The sequence below is a fragment of the Rhizobium sp. PL01 genome (assembly GCF_033447125.1).
Classification (GTDB): domain Bacteria; phylum Pseudomonadota; class Alphaproteobacteria; order Rhizobiales; family Rhizobiaceae; genus Pararhizobium.
On record NZ_JAWQUM010000001.1, the window covers coordinates 560724 to 576646 of the forward strand.

General features: G+C 60.1%; 14 protein-coding genes. 8 read left to right on the plus strand and 6 right to left on the minus strand.

What is annotated here, in order from left to right; all coding sequences use genetic code 11:
* Window positions 1-8 precede the first annotated feature (8 nt).
* From R6X40_RS02620 to R6X40_RS02645, 6 genes are all read left to right on the plus strand, one after another.
* The gene (locus tag R6X40_RS02620) at window positions 9-1109 is read left to right on the plus strand and encodes an ABC transporter ATP-binding protein (protein WP_318410706.1); all 1101 of its coding nucleotides are present in this window, start codon (window positions 9-11) and stop codon (window positions 1107-1109) included.
* Window positions 1106-1984 (plus strand): ABC transporter permease, encoded by an 879-nt coding sequence (locus R6X40_RS02625; protein ID WP_318410708.1) that lies wholly within the window; start codon window positions 1106-1108, stop codon window positions 1982-1984. The genes R6X40_RS02620 and R6X40_RS02625 overlap by 4 nt, the downstream gene beginning before the upstream one ends.
* A 52-nt stretch (window positions 1985-2036) precedes the next feature.
* Entirely contained in the window at window positions 2037-2879 is an 843-nt protein-coding gene (locus R6X40_RS02630; RefSeq protein WP_318410710.1) for an ABC transporter permease, read from the plus strand.
* The gene (locus tag R6X40_RS02635; RefSeq protein ID WP_318410711.1) at window positions 2876-4351 is read left to right on the plus strand and encodes a mannitol dehydrogenase family protein; all 1476 of its coding nucleotides are present in this window, start codon (window positions 2876-2878) and stop codon (window positions 4349-4351) included. Before R6X40_RS02630 ends, R6X40_RS02635 begins: the two co-directional genes overlap by 4 nt.
* Before the next feature lie 382 nt (window positions 4352-4733).
* Window positions 4734-6095 (plus strand): TadE/TadG family type IV pilus assembly protein, encoded by a 1362-nt coding sequence (locus R6X40_RS02640; protein ID WP_318411289.1) that lies wholly within the window; start codon window positions 4734-4736, stop codon window positions 6093-6095.
* A 267-nt stretch (window positions 6096-6362) separates the two neighbouring features.
* On the plus strand, window positions 6363-8294 hold the full coding sequence (locus R6X40_RS02645; RefSeq protein ID WP_318410713.1) for a DEAD/DEAH box helicase: 1932 nt from the start codon (window positions 6363-6365) through the stop codon (window positions 8292-8294).
* 98 nt (window positions 8295-8392) lie between these two features.
* Here R6X40_RS02645 and R6X40_RS02650 read toward each other — a convergent pair whose 3' ends face one another.
* The 5 genes from R6X40_RS02650 to pcaD are packed head-to-tail and all read right to left on the minus strand — an operon-like array spanning window position 8393 to window position 12073.
* Window positions 8393-9454 (minus strand): 3-carboxy-cis,cis-muconate cycloisomerase, encoded by a 1062-nt coding sequence (locus R6X40_RS02650; RefSeq protein ID WP_318410715.1) that lies wholly within the window; start codon window positions 9452-9454, stop codon window positions 8393-8395.
* A 34-nt stretch (window positions 9455-9488) separates the two neighbouring features.
* A complete protein-coding gene (pcaG, locus tag R6X40_RS02655; protein ID WP_318410716.1) occupies window positions 9489-10103 on the minus strand; it encodes a protocatechuate 3,4-dioxygenase subunit alpha in 615 nt (204 codons plus the stop codon).
* Window positions 10103-10852 (minus strand): protocatechuate 3,4-dioxygenase subunit beta, encoded by a 750-nt coding sequence (gene pcaH / locus R6X40_RS02660; RefSeq protein WP_318410717.1) that lies wholly within the window; start codon window positions 10850-10852, stop codon window positions 10103-10105. Before pcaH ends, pcaG begins: the two co-directional genes overlap by 1 nt.
* An 11-nt stretch (window positions 10853-10863) precedes the next feature.
* Window positions 10864-11268 carry a 4-carboxymuconolactone decarboxylase gene (gene pcaC / locus R6X40_RS02665; protein ID WP_318410719.1) on the minus strand — a complete coding sequence of 135 codons (405 nt, stop codon included), beginning with the start codon at window positions 11266-11268 and terminating at the stop codon, window positions 10864-10866.
* Window positions 11261-12073: a 3-oxoadipate enol-lactonase gene (gene pcaD, locus R6X40_RS02670; protein ID WP_318410721.1), complete on the minus strand. Its 813-nt coding sequence runs from the start codon at window positions 12071-12073 to the stop codon at window positions 11261-11263. Before pcaD ends, pcaC begins: the two co-directional genes overlap by 8 nt.
* Window positions 12074-12167: 94 nt before the next feature.
* On the opposite strand from pcaD, the gene pcaQ reads away from it, so the two are divergent.
* On the plus strand, window positions 12168-13097 hold the full coding sequence (pcaQ, locus tag R6X40_RS02675; RefSeq protein ID WP_318410723.1) for a pca operon transcription factor PcaQ: 930 nt from the start codon (window positions 12168-12170) through the stop codon (window positions 13095-13097).
* Window positions 13098-13240: 143 nt separating this feature from the next.
* Complete coding sequence (locus tag R6X40_RS02680) at window positions 13241-15226, plus strand: adenylate/guanylate cyclase domain-containing protein (protein WP_318410725.1); 1986 nt, start codon at window positions 13241-13243, stop codon at window positions 15224-15226.
* A gap of 3 nt (window positions 15227-15229) precedes the next feature.
* On the opposite strand, the gene R6X40_RS02685 is transcribed toward R6X40_RS02680, so the two are convergent.
* Window positions 15230-15886 carry a sulfite oxidase-like oxidoreductase gene (locus R6X40_RS02685; RefSeq protein ID WP_318410727.1) on the minus strand — a complete coding sequence of 219 codons (657 nt, stop codon included), beginning with the start codon at window positions 15884-15886 and terminating at the stop codon, window positions 15230-15232.
* Window positions 15887-15923: the final 37 nt, after the last annotated feature.

The window sequence follows — 15923 nt, forward strand, 5'->3', positions numbered from 1 at the left end:
AGACGACCTTGAATTTGCCGCTTCAGAACGCAGCGACAGTGCTTTCGCCAAAACAGACGGCCCGTCTCGAGCTGGATGGACTGCGCCGCTCGTTCGGCGCCTACACCGCGCTCGACGGCATCGACCTCTCCATCGAGCCTGGCGAGTTTATCGCACTTCTCGGTCCGTCCGGTTGCGGCAAGTCAACGGCGCTCAACTGTGTCGCTGGTCTTCTGGCCCTGTCGGGTGGCGAAATCCGGCTGGGTGGCGACCGCATCGATCAATTGGAGCCGGAAAAGCGCGGATTCGGCATGGTGTTCCAGAGCTATGCCCTCTTTCCGCATATGAGCGTGCGCCGCAATGTCGGTTTCGGGCTGACTATGCAGGGCATTCGCGGCAGCGAGGCCGACCGGCGCATCGAACAGGCGCTGGCGCTTGTCAGACTGGAAAGCCAGATCGATAAACTTCCGGGGCAACTCTCCGGCGGACAGCAGCAGCGCGTGGCGATTGCCCGCGCCATCGTCATCCGGCCGCCGGTCGTGCTGATGGACGAGCCGCTGTCCAATCTCGACGCCAAGCTGAGGCTGGAGATGCGCGCCGAAATCCGCGGCATTCACGACCAGATCGGCTCGACAACCATTTATGTGACGCATGATCAGGACGAAGCGCTGTCGCTTGCCGACAGGATCGTGGTGATGGACCAGGGGCGGATCATGCAGATCGGCTCCCCGCAGGATCTCTACCAGCGGCCCAATCATATCGAGGTCGCCGATTTTATGGGTTTTCGCACCCGTATCGCGGGGCGGGTGACCGGCGTATCCGGCGATGAGGCACGGATCGAGGTGGCAGGCGCGCAACTGACGGGCACGATGCGCGAGCCGCTCCAGGTCGGCGATGCGGCGGTTCTGTCGGTGCGGCCTGAGGATCTCGTCGCCGTCGAGGATGGCAATGGCATGCCTGCCACGGTCGTCAACATGGAGTATCGCGGCCGTGCCTTTTTCGGACTGGCCAAGTCTGCGGATGGGTCCGATCTTTATTTTCGCGCCGAACAGGCGCTGCCACGCGGAGCGTCGGCGACATTGCAGCCGGCCGCCGGCCGCGCACTGCTGTTTAAGGGGACGGACGCATGAGCACGCCGTCGCTTCGCACCCGGCTTGCCGCGCGCGGTTTTGACGGCACGACGCTGCTGGTTCTGCCGGGGCTCGCGGTCATGCTCGGGCTGTTCATCTACCCATTCTTCTACGGCCTTGCCGATTCGATGATGCCAAAGGAGGGGGCCTGGTATGCCAATTATGTGACCTTCTTCAGCGATCCCTTTCAATACCGCACGATTGCCTCGACGCTCTGGCTGGCGCTGCCGGTAACGATCGTCAATCTCGCCTTCGCGGTGCCGATTGCCTTCCGGGTCCGGCTGATGACGCGGCAACGGCTGCTGACGACGATCCTTGTTCTGCCAATCACGCTGGGTACGGTTTTCGTAGCCGACGGGCTTTTGACGTTTCTCGGGCCGCAGGGCTGGTTCAATCGCGTGCTGGTCCTCGTCGGATTGCTGGATGCACCGGTCAAGCTGACCAACAATTACTGGGGCGTGTTCGCGTCGCTGGTGATCACCGGTTTCCCCTTCGCTTTCCTTTTAACACTGTCTTATGTGACCGGCATCGACCCGGCGATAGAACAGGCGGCCGCAACACTTGGCGCCAACGCGCGCCAGCGCTTCACGAAAGTCTTCCTGCCGCTGCTGGTGCCGGGACTTGCCGTCACCTTTTGCCTCGCTTTCGTCCAGGCCTTCGCCGTCTTTCCCTCCGCCGTCCTGCTCGGCGCGCCGGCAGGCCCGACGCGGGTGATCTCCATCGCCGCCTATCAAGCGGCCTTCGAGCAATATGACCATTCTCTGGGAACGGCGATCGCCATGATCATGGGCGCGGTTGAACTGGTCGTCGTTTTGGCCGTTCTTGGCGCGCGCTCCTTCTTCTACCGTGGCCCGACCGGGGGAACGAAGGGATGATGACGATGACAAATCCTGCGCCTCACCATTCATTGCTCCGGGAGATGCCACTATGATCCGCGATCAAGGCCTCGTGTCGAAAATCTGGCGCTATGCCGTCTGGGCCGTTGCCGGGCTGTTCATCCTCAACCTCATCGGCGTCATCGCTGCTGTTGTGGTCAATTCCTTTGCCACCCGTTGGCTCGGCACCTGGCTGCCGATCGGCCTGACGACAAAATGGTATTTTAGCGCCTGGAAGGAATTCCAGCTGTCGAGCGTCGTGTTCGTGACGTTCCAGATCGTTTTTACGGTGGTGATCATTTCCGGGATTCTGGGCGTGACCACGGCCTATGCGCTGGCGCGGCGGGATTTTCCGGGCAAGCGCCTCGTCGTCCTCCTGTTCCTTTTGCCCTTGCTCATTCCGCCGTTGACCTACGGTATTCCGCTGGCGACTGTGCTCTATCAGATGGGTCTCGGTGGTTCCTTCTGGGGTGTCGTCCTGATCAACCTCGTGCCCTCGCTGCCCTTTGTCGTTCTGGTGATGATCCCGTTCATTGAGCAGATCGACCCACGTATCGAGGCGGCAGCGCGTGTCTTCGGGGCGGGGACGGGCAGCCTGTTTCTGCGTATCCTCCTGCCGCTTCTGCTTCCCGGCATGCTGGCAGCCCTGCTTCTGGTGCTGGTGCGCACCATTGCCATGTTCGAGCTGACCTTCCTGATTGCCGGGCCGACGAGCCAGACGCTGGTCGTGTCGCTCTATTATGCGGTCTTTGCGGCCGGCGTGCGGGCCGGCCAATCGATCGATGCCATGGCGGTGATCTACATGGTGACGACGCTGTTCTGGCTGATCCTCGCCCTGCAATTCGTCAACCCGTCGCAGATTGTCGCCCGTGCCAAACAGCAGCCAGCATCATGACCAGATTATCGAATGAAACCCTGCCGCACCTTCCGGCGGCGGTCGCAAAGCCAGATTATGATCGCGCAAAGGTGACAATTGGTATCGTCCATCTCGGGATCGGCGCCTTCCACCGGGCACATCAGGCGGTGTTTACCGACGACGTCTTGGCACGCGATCTCTCCTGGGGAATTTGCGGCGTGTCGTTGCGCAGCGCCGAGACCCGCGATGCATTGGCACCGCAGGACGGGCTCTATACGCTGAAGGTTCAGGACGGTAGTGGCGAGACGCTGCGTATCATCGGCAGCGCTTTCGAAACACTTGTAGCGCCGGAAGACCCGCAGGCTGTTCTGGCGCGCATGGCTGACCCGGCAACCCGCATCGTCTCGCTGACCGTCACCGAAAAAGGATATTGCCACAATCCGGCGACCGGCATGCTGGATGACAATCATCCGGATATTGTCCACGACCTGCAGAATCCGGATAAACCGAGATCGGCCATCGGCTTCATCGTCGAGGCTCTCGCCCGCAGGCAGGCGGCGGGCGTGGCGGCGTTTACGCTTCTGTCGTGCGACAATCTTCCATCCAACGGTCATGTGCTGAAGCAGGTTGTCGCCCGCTTCGCCGCGTTGCGCGATCCGGGACTGGCCGCTTTCGTTTCGGATGTAGCCTCGCCATCCACCATGATCGACCGGATCGTGCCGGCAACGGCGGAAGCGGACCGCGCCGCGATTGGGACTGCTCTTGGCGTGGAGGATGCTTGGCCGGTGGTGACAGAGCCATTCCGGCAATGGATTGTGGAGGACAATTTTCCGCTTGGCCGGCCGGCCTGGGAGGAAGCAGGCGTCGTCTTTGTTCCCGAGGTTTCGGCTTTCGAGACGATGAAACTGCGGCTTCTTAACGGCAGTCATTCGACCCTTGCCTATCTGGGTTTTCTGGCTGGCGCCGAAACGGTGGCGGAGGCGATGGCCTTGCCGGGTATGCAGGCGCTGATCGAAGGCCTGATGGGCGAGGAAGTCTCTCCGACGCTGCCGCCGCTTGCGGGGTTCGATCTGGAATCTTATCGGCGCGCGCTGATCGCGCGCTTCAAGAACCCGGCGCTACGCCATCGCACTTGGCAGATCGCCATGGACGGATCGCAAAAGCTGCCGCAACGCCTGCTCGGGACGATCCGCGACCGCATTCGTGGAGGTTCCTCCTATGATCGGCTGGTGCTTGGGGTTGCAGCCTGGATGTTTTATGCCCGTGGCTTGAATGAGGCCGGAAAAGCGATCGACGTCCGCGATCCGCTGGCCGGAAGGATGGCGGCACTGACGCAAGGGCTGAACGACCCGGAAGAGATCGTCACGGCGTTCCTGAGCCTGACGGAAGTATTCGCCGATGATCTCCGCCGCGATGCGGGTTTCCGGACGGCGCTTGTTGGTGCCTTGTCGCGTCTTCTCGCAAACGGGTGCGCCTCAGAATTGGCGGCGTGGCAAGGATCACGTGGGTAAGATCCAACTCCGCCGAGCGTTGTAGTGACGGCCGCCAATGGTATCCGGCCCGGCCTTGTCGACCCGCAGGCATCTCTTTATTTGGATTTATTACCCAGGGTTGTTAAGTAGAAATAATGTGTATTATTAGTGTATTTGCGCGCCGACGCGTATTCCTTTCTGCCCGGATGTCCTGAACCGTTGCAATTTATGTTTCGTATTTTGCTTCCAACTCGTTCGGTCATGATCGCAATTTACTAAACAATATTTAGCTGAATTACGTATCGGTTAACTACCGCTTTTTACCACCGTTTAGAGTTTCGCAAGTACTGTCCGTCGTCTGAGGAATACATCTAAGCCGGGTGATGCCCTGGTGCGGAGACGGGGGATCATAGTGCGTATCTTGAAGAAGCTCTTTGCCGACCGGGCAGGAAATTTTGCCATCATGGGCGCCATCGCCATCGTTCCAATCCTTGGCTGCGCCGGCATGGCGGTGGATTTCAGCCGCGCCATGGATCTTAAATCGAGGCTGCAGGATGCCGCCGATGCAGCGGTGCTCGGATCAATCGCGGAAAAATCCGCGGGTGTTGCGCAAGCGGTTGGTATGACCACAGATGGTCCTCTGCCGCTCAGCGAAGCTGAAGCGGAGGCTTTTTTCAAGGCTCGAAGCGCAGACAAATCGAGCTCTCTGAAAGAAGAAGGCATCGAGAAGGAAAAAATCGACACGGAGGACATGAAACTCCAGCTCGTCAAGGCGACGGTCACCAAGGACGGCAAGAATATCAAAGCCAATCTGACTTACCAAGTAACCTTGAAAACATCTTTCCTGCGCATTCTCGGCAAGGAAAATATTACGATTTCAGGCAGCGCCAACGCCGTTTACCAAACGCAATCCTTCATGGATTTCTACATGCTGCTCGACAATACCCCGTCCATGGGCGTGGCTGCCACCCCAGCTGACGTCGACAAGATGATTGCCGCGACAAAGAATGTCGCGGATTCCGGTTCCAGAAACTGTGCGTTTGCCTGTCATATCGTTGCCGAAAACGGCACCATCAATACGAACAGCAATTATTTCGTCGCAAAGACGAACGGTATCGCCATTCGAATCGACGTCGTTGCAAAGGCCGTCAAGGCCTTGACCGAGGAAGCCGGGCTCCAGCAGAGCTATGCCAACCAGTTTCGTATGGCCGCCTACACCTTCGGCGAGAAGGCACAGGATGTGAAGCTGCTCAAGGTAGCGGAATTGACCGCTGACCTGTCAAAGGTAAAGGCCGGTACGCAGGACATCAAGCTGATGAGCATTCCCTATCAGGGATACAATAACGACCAGCAGACGAGTTTCGACAGTGCGCTGACCAAGATCAATGCGGAGATAAGCACGCCCGGTGATGGCACGACCTCTGCTAAACCAGAAAAAGTCGTGTTCTTCGTTTCCGATGGCGTGGGCGACAGCAACAAGCCGAAGGGCTGCACCAAGCAACTGACGGGCACGCGCTGTCAGGAGCCGATCGACACTGCATATTGCAAGGTTTTGAAGGATCGCCAAATCAAGATCGCCGTCCTCTACACGACCTATCTGCCGCTGCCGAACAACAGCTGGTACAACAGCTGGATCAAGCCGTTCCAAACTGAAATCGGAGCGCGCATGCAGGACTGCGCGTCACCCGGTTTCTATTTCGAGGTCAGTCCGACACAAGGCATCGAAGCCGCCATGAAGGCGTTGTTCAACAAGGTCATCAGGACCCCGCGTCTGACGAGCTGAGTGGCGCCTGCGCAAAGACCAGACCTTTTGAACCTGAACGGCCATGCGTCCAATAGGATGCATGGCCGGTTTTCCGTCTATCATCCCGTCTGTTTACTGATATTCTCTCCCGTTTTTGCAGCGCAGCATCCGGGCGCTCTGTACAATTGCACTCAGGCGCAGTAAGAGGGCGCGCATGTATTGGCTGGCGACGTGCCGGCTGCGGGGACTGCGCTTACCCTCATCGACCGAGGCGTGCATGACATCCGAATTCCGAAAGATAAACATATGGTAGAGTTAGACGGCATCGCTCCGGCGATCGCTCAGGCATTGAGCAAGCGCGGTTATTCAGAGTTGACGCCGGTTCAGAAGGCTGTTTTGGGCCCTGAACTCGAAGGCAGGGATGCTCTGGTTTCGGCGCAGACCGGTTCGGGCAAGACCGTTGCCTTCGGCCTGGCGCTCGCTTCGACGCTGCTTGAAGGCAAGGAACGCTTCGGCCAGCCAGGCGCGCCGCTGGCGCTCGCCGTCGCCCCGACACGCGAATTGGCGCTGCAGGTCAAGCGCGAGCTGGAATGGCTCTATGAGCTGACCGGCGCAACCGTCGTTTCCTGCGTCGGCGGCATGGACATGCGCAGCGAACGGCGCGCGCTCGATCGCGGCGCCCACATCGTCGTTGGCACACCTGGGCGTCTCTGCGACCATATCCGCCGTAACGGCCTCGACATGTCGAGCCTGAAGGCTGTCGTTCTCGACGAAGCCGACGAGATGCTTGACCTTGGCTTTCGTGAAGATCTTGAATTCATCCTCGAAGCCGCTCCGGCCGACCGCCGCACGCTGATGTTTTCGGCGACCGTGCCGCGTTCGATTGCCAATCTGGCGAAGAGCTACCAGAAGGATGCCATTCGTATCTCGACCCAGGCCGAGCAGAAGCAGCATCTCGATATCGAATACCGGGCGCTGACCGTCGCGCCGTCCGATCGTGAAAATGCGATTATCAACGTTCTGCGTTTTTACGAGGCAAAGAACGCGCTGGTGTTCTGCTCGACACGTGCTGCCGTCAACCATCTGACGGCGCGCTTCAACAATCGCGGTTTCGCTGTTGTCGCCATGTCCGGGGAGCTCAGCCAGAACGAGCGCACACATGCGCTGCAGGCCATGCGCGACGGACGCGCCCGCGTCTGCATCGCCACCGACGTTGCCGCCCGCGGTATCGATCTGCCGGGTCTCGAACTGGTGGTTCACGCCGATCTGCCGACCAATCCCGATACGCTACTGCACCGGAGCGGCCGTACTGGCCGCGCTGGACGCAAGGGCGTCAGCGCTCTGATCGTGCCGAACAGCGCGCGCCGCAAGGCCGAACGTCTGCTGCGCGACGCCAATATCAATGCTGAATGGGGCCGTCCGCCTTCGGCCGACGAGGTCAGCCGCCGCGATGACGAGCGGGTTCTAGCCGATCCGGCGCTCACCGAAGTGATCACGCCCGATGAGGCCGATTTCATCCGTGAACTGCTGGAAAAGCACGGTGCCGATCAAGTGGCTGCTGCTTTCCTGCGGCAGGCCCGTGCCGGCCGTTCTGCGCCGGAAGATCTGATGGATACACCCAACTACACGCCATCGGGCGACCGTCCTGACCGTGGCGACCGCCCGGAGCGCAGCGAGCCGCGTGCTCCGCGTGGCGATTTTGGCGACAGTGTCTGGTTTTCGCTGTCGGCAGGCCGCAAGCAGAGTGTCGAGCCGCGCTGGCTGATCCCGATGCTGTGCCGCATTGGCAAGATCACCAAGCAGGAAATCGGCGCCATCAAGATGCAGACCGAAGAAACCTATGTCGAGATCGCCCGCGAGTGGGTGGATCGTTTCGTCGAGGCAATCGGTCCGAAGCGGGCGCTCGAAAAGGGCATCACCGTGACGCAGCTTGACGGCATGCCGGATATGTCCGGCGGTTCGCGTGGAGCGCCGTTTGCCGGCAAGAAGCCGTATCCGGCCAAGCAAGCCGACTGGAACGGCGAGAAGCCGAAGCGCAAGTTCGAGGGCAAGCCAGATTTTGCGAAGGCCGATAACCGCCCGGCTGAGAAGACCGACAGCAAGCCCTGGACCAAGAAGGCCGGCAAGCCGGCTTTCGACAAGCCGAAATTCGATAAACCGAAATTTGACAAGCCGAAGTTTGACAAGCCTGCAACCGAGGGCGTCAAGCGCAAGCCGTTTAAGAACAAGACGAACTGATTGCTTTTTGCGCGAGAGGCATGACCTACTCGCCAGAGACTGAAAAACCCGCGTATCGAAAGATGCGCGGGTTTTTTGTTGAAAGGGAGATGCCTCCCTTATGCACCGGGTACGCCAAGCCGTTTGATCTGGCCCGCAAGCGTTAAAGCGAGCCGTGTACTTGCGCCACACGCGATGACCATTTGCGGCAGGATCATCCATTCCAGGGTCCAGGCAGCACCGGAGCGTTCCTGTTCGTGCACCATCGATTGGTGGAGGCCAGAAAGCTGGACCGCGTTGAAGCGGGCGAGAGATACCAGCGCTTCAGCAGTCACCGGGTTTTGCTTGTGCGGCATGGCGGACGAAGCGCCGCCGCCCGAAAGCGCGATATCGTCACCGGCCTGGGCCAAAAGGGCGATATCCTGGCCAAACTTTCCAAGGCTGCCGGTGACTAGTGACAAGGGATGGGCGAGATCGGCGATAACCGAACGTTGGCTTTGCCATTGCGGACGGTCGGAAAGGTCGAGGTTTTTGGCCAGCGTCGCCCGCACTGATGATGCCTTGGCGCCCAGTTTTTCAAGTGTACCGGCTGCTCCGCCGAACTGCACCGGGAACGAGACCTTCTGCAGCTGCTCAAGCCTGTCGCGATAGTCGATCAAAGGGGATGACCAGGCGGAAAGACGGTCTGACACCGTGATCGGGATGGCGGCCTGCATCCGGGTGTGGCCCATCAGCCGGTTCGTTCCCCATGTCCGGGTCAACTGATCAAACGAGCCAGTGATCGTCGTCAGGCGCTTTGAAAGGACAGCCGTTGCCGCCTTCAGCCGCAGCATCAGGCTTGTGTCGATAACATCCTGACTGGTGGCGCCGAAATGGACTTTCTCCGCCGCTTCACCGCCAACCGCTATGCGAAGCTGCCGGACAAGGTCGGGGATCACCACGCCATCTGTCGCGACGGCGTGGCGCAGGGCAAGGACGTCAGGCTGAAACGTGGCGCAGATCTCGGCGATACGGGTCGCCGTTTCCTTCGAAACAATCCCGTGTTCTGCCTGTGCCCGCACCAAGGCCGTCTCGAAGGCCAGCATCGCACGGATATCCGCTTCCGCCGAGAAGAAGGCGGAGATTTCCTCGTCGCCGAGAAGGCCCGAGAGATAGGGATGGTCGAAGGCCGAAGCAGTCATGTTTGTCCTTGGTCCCTAGGAGCGAGGGGCGTCGCTAGATGTCGAGGAACACGGTTTCGTTCTCGCCCTGCAAATGGATATCGAACGTATAGACCGATCCGTCGCGCGGTGCGACCAGTGTTGCGACACGGTGGCGGTGTTCGATGCGGGCGAGCAGCGGGTCTTCGGCGTTGGCGTCCGTCTCGTCGGCGAAGTACATGCGGGTGTGCAGGCCGATATTGATGCCTCGGGCGACGATCCAGACGCTGATGTGCGGTGCCATATTGCGCCCGTCCTTGTAGGGCGCGCGTCCGGGCTTGATGGTTTCGAACGTGAAGAGACCGTCATCGGCACTGGTCGGGCAGCGGCCCCAACCGGTGAAGTTGGGATCGGCTGTGCCGCGTAGCTCCGAAGGGCTGTTGTAGAAACCGGCTGCGTCTGCCTGCCAGATTTCAATCAGTGCGTCTTTCAGTGGAGCACCGGCGCCGTCGATGACCCGGCCGCGCACGGTGATGCGTTCGCCGAGCGTCTTGTCGTTGACCATCGACGTGCCGAGATCGGTCTGATAGACGCCGCTGATACCGGCAAAATTTGGGGTGCAGCCGATATGGACATAGGGACCGGCGGTCTGCGACGGCGATTCCTTCAGGTAACCGAGATCCTGGACCATCAGTTCCCCTCCATCCGGTTTTCAAACAGCGTCGAGCGGCGACCGCGCAGCACGATATCGAATTTATAGGCGCGGGCATCCATGGGGATGGTGTTGGCCCAGTCGAGCGGTGCGATCAGCTGTTCGATGGCGCTCCTGTCGGGGATGGTCGTGACGATCGGACACTTCCAGATCATCGGGTCGCCTTCGAAATACATCTGGGTGATCAGCCGCTGGGCAAAGCCGTGGCCGAAGATCGAGAAATGGATATGGGCCGGGCGCCAGTCGTTGACGCCGTTTGGCCAGGGATATGCGCCGGGCCGTATGGTGCGGAAACGGTAGCTGCCATCTTCGCCGGTGATGGTGCGGCCGCAACCGCCGAAATTGGGATCGAGGGCCGCCAGATAGCTTTCCTTCTTGTGGCGATAGCGGCCGCCGGCATTGGCCTGCCAGAATTCGAGCAGCGCGCCCGGAACAGGCTTGCCGCGCTCGTCCAGTACGCGGCCATGGACGATGATGCGTTCGCCGATGGCGCTTTCGCCGGGCTTGGCAAAATTGTGGATCAGGTCGTTATCCAGTTCGCCGAGCAGGGAATGGCCAAAGACAGGGCCGGTGATCTCGGAAATCGTGCCGTCGAGCGACAGCAGCGCCTTTTGCGGTGAGCGCAGCACAGAGGTCTTGTAGCCGGGTGTTAGGGCAGGCGCATGCCAGGTGCGGTCGCGCTGGAAGAACGCGCCGGTCTCAGGTTTCTTGTTGGAAAGATCGGACATGTCGTTCTGCCTCATGCCGCCTGTTCGGCGTCCATCTGTTCGAAAACCTGCTTGGCGATCTTGATGGCACGGTTGGCGGCGGGAACGCCGGCATAGATCGCTACATGCAGGAGTGCTTCGCCGATATCCTCGCGGCTGGCACCGGTATTGGCGGTGGCGCGCACATGCATTGCTACCTCTTCGTCATGGCCAAGGGCGGCCAGCAGGGCGATGGTGACGATCGAGCGTTCGCGCTTCGTCCAGGTCGGCCTTGACCACAGATTTCCCCAGGCAGCTTCGGTGATCAATTCCTGAAACGGCTGGTCGAAATCGGTGGTCGCTGATTGCGCCCGGTCGACATGGCGATCGCCCAAAACCGCACGGCGGGTGATCAGGCCCTGGCGGTAACGTTCGGTGGACACTGCGGCGTCACTCATGGGCTTCTTCTCCAGACAGAACGGTATCGATAAAGGCGCGTAGCACGGCCGTCAGCGCTTCAGGCCGCTCGACGCAGGGGATATGGCCTGCATCCTTGATGACCTCGTAACGGGCGCCGGGGATGAGTTTTGCGGTCGACAGGACGACATCGGGCGGCGTCGAGCCATCCTGATCGCCGACAATGCAGATCGTTGGAACTGCAATGTGCTTGGCTGCCTCGGTGAAATCGGCATCACGGATCGCAGCGCAGGTGCCGGCATAACCGGCCACCGGCTGGCGGACGAGCATGTTGCGATAGCCATGGTAGGCATTGTTTTCCGGCCGCCGGAAGGCGGGGGTGAACCAACGCTCAAGAATACTGTCAGTGATGCTGGCGATGCCGTTCTGCTCGATGGCAGCGATGCGGGCGTTCCAGATTTCTGCCGTGCCGATCTTGTGGGCGGTGTCACACAGTGCCAGGGCACGCACGAGATCCGGCCGGGCGGCGTAGAGGCCTTGCGCAATCAGACCGCCCACCGACAGGCCGCAGATGATGGCCTGCTTGACGTCCAGCAGATCCAGCAGGCCAGCGAGATCGGCGACGTGTAGGTCCATCGAATAGGGCATGTCGCCGACATCGGAGAGGCCGTGACCGCGCTTGTCATAGAGAACCATGGCAAAATCACCCGCGAACCGGACGATCACATCGCGCCAGATACGGAAATCCGTGCCGAGCGAATTGGCAAAGACCAGCACTGGTTTGTCATTGGCAGCGCCAATGACCTGATAGTGAAGGTTGACGTCGTTGATGCGGGCAAACTGCACGGAAATTCTCCTCGGAAAACAGATTGGAACTTTAATCCGGTTCGGTAAAATGACATTTTATTGCCTATCATTAACTCCTGAGTTATGAGTTGTCATGATCGACGCTCGCGTGAAATTCCGCCATTTGCAGACCTTTGTCGAGGTCGCCCGCCAGAAGAGCGTGATGAAGGCGGCTGGCCTTTTGCATGTGAGCCAGCCGGCGGTGACCAAGACCATTCGCGAGCTGGAAGAGGTTTTGGGCGTGTCGGTCTTCGAGCGCGATGGCCGCGGCATCAAGATCACCCGGTACGGCGAAGCTTTCCTGCGGCATGCGGGCGCGGCGCTGACGGCTCTCAGGCAAGGGCTAGATTCGGTATCGCAGGAGCGTTCCGGCGATGGGCCGCCGGTGCGGATCGGTGCTCTTCCAACGGTCTCGACCCGGATCATGCCGCGGGCCATGGCGAATTTCCTCAAGGAGGAAACCGGCAGCCGCATCAAGATCGTCACCGGTGAAAATGCTGTTCTTCTGGAACAGTTGCGCGTCGGCGATCTCGATTTGGTCGTCGGGCGGCTTGCGGCGCCCGAGCAGATGACCGGGTTTTCCTTTGAACATCTCTATTCCGAGCAGGTCGTCTTCGTCGTGCGCGCAGGACATCCGCTGCTGTCGGCAAAGCAGTCGGTATTCGATAATCTCGGTGTCTACCCGGTGCTGATGCCGACGCGCGCTTCGATCATCCGGCCCTTCGTGGAACGGTTCCTGATCACCAACGGTGTCGCCAGCCTGCCCAACCAGATTGAAACCGTCTCAGATTCCTTCGGGCGGGCCTTCGTGCGCGCCAGCGACGCCATCTGGATCATTTCGACAGGCGTGGTGGCTGGCGATATAGAGGATGGGATACTGGCTGCCTTGCCGATCGATACCAGCGAGACGAAGGGGCCGGTTGGGCTGACGATGCGGGCAAATGCGATCCCTTCGATGCCGCTGGCGATCCTAATGCAGACGATCCGCGAGGCGGCGGCCGAGGTTTCCGCAGGCGGCAGTTGATCGCTCGAACGGCCGGCAGGTCTTTTGAGTGAAAAATCCGATCCCGTTTGGCAGTTTTCCTGTACGATATTGCTACCCGCTGATAACGTGTTTTCAACTCCAAGTTTTGGTTTTCACTGACGTATTCGGGACAGAGGCAAAGCATGACGGACGTAGCGCTTGCGGCTGCCGCAAAAGAACAGCCCAAGGTGTGGACAAAACCTTTGCGGTCTCTTCTCGGACTGGCGATGGCAGCGCTGCTGGTCGCCGTCTCGGGGACGTTGGTCGGGCTCGATTATTGGCGGGCAAGGGATGCTGCGATCATCGATGCGCAGGCGGATATGCGTGCGTTCTCAGAGCGCCTTGTCGATCGTCTCGGCATTCTGTCGGGAAGCACGACTGCGCTGGTGGGGTTTGCAGCGTCGATTGCCAATTCGCTTCTCGTTCCTCCGCCCGATCGCATGGACGACAAGATCAAGCTCCTGCGCGAGATCATCGCCCAGTCTCCCAATCTCGACGGCATCTATGCCGGCTATCCGGATGGATCCTTCATTCAGGCGGTCGATCTCAGGGCGCCGGCGTGGCGCAAGTCGCTCGAGGCACCCGATCTGGCGGTCATTGCGATCAGAGCGATGCAGCCGGATCTCGGCGGGCTGTCCAGCAACCGGCTTATCTTTCTCGACAAGGACGGCGGGCAGATGCTGGAACGCCGCCTGCTGCCAACCGGTTTTGATCCTCGAAACCGGCCTTGGTACCAGGTCGCGGTGAATGGCACGAAGCCGGCGTCGATCGGTCCCTACAATATGGCAACCACCGGTGCACCCGGCATGACCATCTCGCAGGCCCACCGTGGCAATGGTGGTATTGTCATCGGTGCAGATATCGATCTCGGCACGATCACCGAATTTCTCGCACGCGAACGTCTCACCCCGGGCACCGTTGCTTTCATCATGAATGCAAGCGGCAAGCCGATCATTCATTCCGACCGCGCGATGATGAACCGTATGCTGGCGCCAAAGGAGAGAGGGGACCGCGATATCGCCGGAACCGCCGATCCGCTGGTCAGCGGGTTGAAAGCAAGCTTGCCCAAGGACGATGGTGTCAGCTTTGCCGAGATCGGCGGACGCACATACGTTGTCATGGCAACGTCGGTGAAATCGGCGCTTCTTTTGGCCGGACACCGGACGGTTGTTGCGGCACCGCTTGATGAGTTGACCGAGACGGCCAACCGGTACCTCTATCAGGGGCTCGCCATATCCGGCGCAATCGTACTTCTGGGTTTGCTGGGCGCTCTTTTTCTCGCCCGCCTCATCACGCAATCGCTTGGTCAATTGACGGCAAACGCCAACCGGCTGCAGGATCTCGATTTTACCGCACCGAGCCACGTATCTTCGCATGTCACCGAGATATCGACACTCGGACGGGCAATGAGCCGGGCACGCGATGCGATCTTCACCTTCGCGCTTTATGTGCCGAAGGAATTGGTGCGCAAGGGCATCGAATCCGGCCAGTTCGCGGGCCGCGGCGCGCGGCGACAGGAGGTGACCGCCTGGTTTACCGATATCTATGACTTCACGACACTGAGCGAACAGCGGACGCCGGAAGAGGTGGTGGCGCTGCTGTCGGACTATTTCGACATCTTCAACGAGACCGTCAGCGAGCATGGCGGCGAGATCATCCAATTCCTTGGCGATTCGGTTTTTGCCATGTGGAACGCACCGGTTGCCGATGAGCACCATGCGGAAAACGCCTGCCGTTGCGCTCTGGCGGTGGAGCAAAAACTCCGCGTGTTCAACGCCAACCTGAAGGCGCAGGGGCTGCCGGAATTGCGCACCCGCTTCGGCATTCATACAGGCACGGCAGTTGTCGGCAGTGTCGGAGCCAAGGAACGGCTGCAATATACCGCCATGGGCGACACGGTAAACGTGGCGTCGCGGCTTGAGGGCATGAACAAGGTCTATGGCACGACGATCCTTGCCAGCAGCGCGGTGGTTGCGTTGTGCGGAGATGCGATTGCCTTTCGTGCGCTTGGCGAAGCGCAGGTGAAGGGCAGGGCGACGGCGTTGCAACTGTTCGAAGTTGTCAGTGAAAAGGATCACGTGCCGATGTCAATGCACTGTCCGCAGCCGCAGGCACCGGCGCGGACCTGACGATCAATCGTCGGAATATCGCTGTTCGCGCCAGGGATCGCCGAGCATGTGGTAGCCGTTCTTTTCCCAGAAACCGGCCTGATCGCCCACCAGAAATTCGATGCGGCGCAGCCATTTGGCGCTTTTCCAGAAATAGAGATGCGGAATGACGAGGCGCATTGGACCGCCATGGTCACGCGTCAGCGGCTCGCCTTCCCAGGCCGTTGCCAGGATGGCGTCTTCCGAGGCAAAATCGGCGAGCGGCAGGTTGGTGGTGTAGCCATCATAGCCGGTCAGCATGACGAAATTGGCCTCCGGCCTCGGCATCACCAAGTCAAGCAGATCGTGGGTCGATACACCCTGCCAGCGGTTATCGTAGCGCGACCATGTCGTCACACAATGGATGTCCGACAGCTTCTTGCTCTGCGGCAGGCGGTGGAACGCATCCCAGTCGAGTTTTACAGGGTTTTCGACGCCACCGACGATCTGAAGCATCCATTCCGCTTGCTGAATACGTGGCTGCTGACCGAGATCAAGCACTGGCCAGTTCGTGACCAGGTGCTGGCCGGGCGGCAGGCGGTCGGTCTCCGGGCGGGTAATCCTGCCGGTCAGGAATTTACCCTGTTCGGCCCACCGCCGCTTGGAGGCTGTGAGTTTCGTTTCCGGGCTTGTATCGGTCATGATGGGAACTCGCTGCTTGTGCCATGCCGGGGTTGGG

Excerpts from the sequence above, each read along its gene's own strand:
- R6X40_RS02625 (WP_318410708.1), top strand. The coding sequence starts at position 1,106 with ATGAGCACGCCGTCGCTTCGCACCCGGCTTGCCGCGCGCGGTTTTGAC.
- R6X40_RS02630 (WP_318410710.1), top strand. The coding sequence starts at position 2,037 with ATGATCCGCGATCAAGGCCTCGTGTCGAAAATCTGGCGCTATGCCGTC.
- R6X40_RS02635 (WP_318410711.1), top strand. The coding sequence starts at position 2,876 with ATGACCAGATTATCGAATGAAACCCTGCCGCACCTTCCGGCGGCGGTC.
- R6X40_RS02645 (WP_318410713.1), top strand. The coding sequence starts at position 6,363 with ATGGTAGAGTTAGACGGCATCGCTCCGGCGATCGCTCAGGCATTGAGC.
- R6X40_RS02650 (WP_318410715.1), bottom strand. The coding sequence starts at position 9,454 with ATGACTGCTTCGGCCTTCGACCATCCCTATCTCTCGGGCCTTCTCGGC.
- pcaG (WP_318410716.1), bottom strand. The coding sequence starts at position 10,103 with ATGGTCCAGGATCTCGGTTACCTGAAGGAATCGCCGTCGCAGACCGCC.
- pcaH (WP_318410717.1), bottom strand. The coding sequence starts at position 10,852 with ATGTCCGATCTTTCCAACAAGAAACCTGAGACCGGCGCGTTCTTCCAG.
- pcaC (WP_318410719.1), bottom strand. The coding sequence starts at position 11,268 with ATGAGTGACGCCGCAGTGTCCACCGAACGTTACCGCCAGGGCCTGATC.
- pcaQ (WP_318410723.1), top strand. The coding sequence starts at position 12,168 with ATGATCGACGCTCGCGTGAAATTCCGCCATTTGCAGACCTTTGTCGAG.
- R6X40_RS02680 (WP_318410725.1), top strand. The coding sequence starts at position 13,241 with ATGACGGACGTAGCGCTTGCGGCTGCCGCAAAAGAACAGCCCAAGGTG.
- R6X40_RS02685 (WP_318410727.1), bottom strand. The coding sequence starts at position 15,886 with ATGACCGATACAAGCCCGGAAACGAAACTCACAGCCTCCAAGCGGCGG.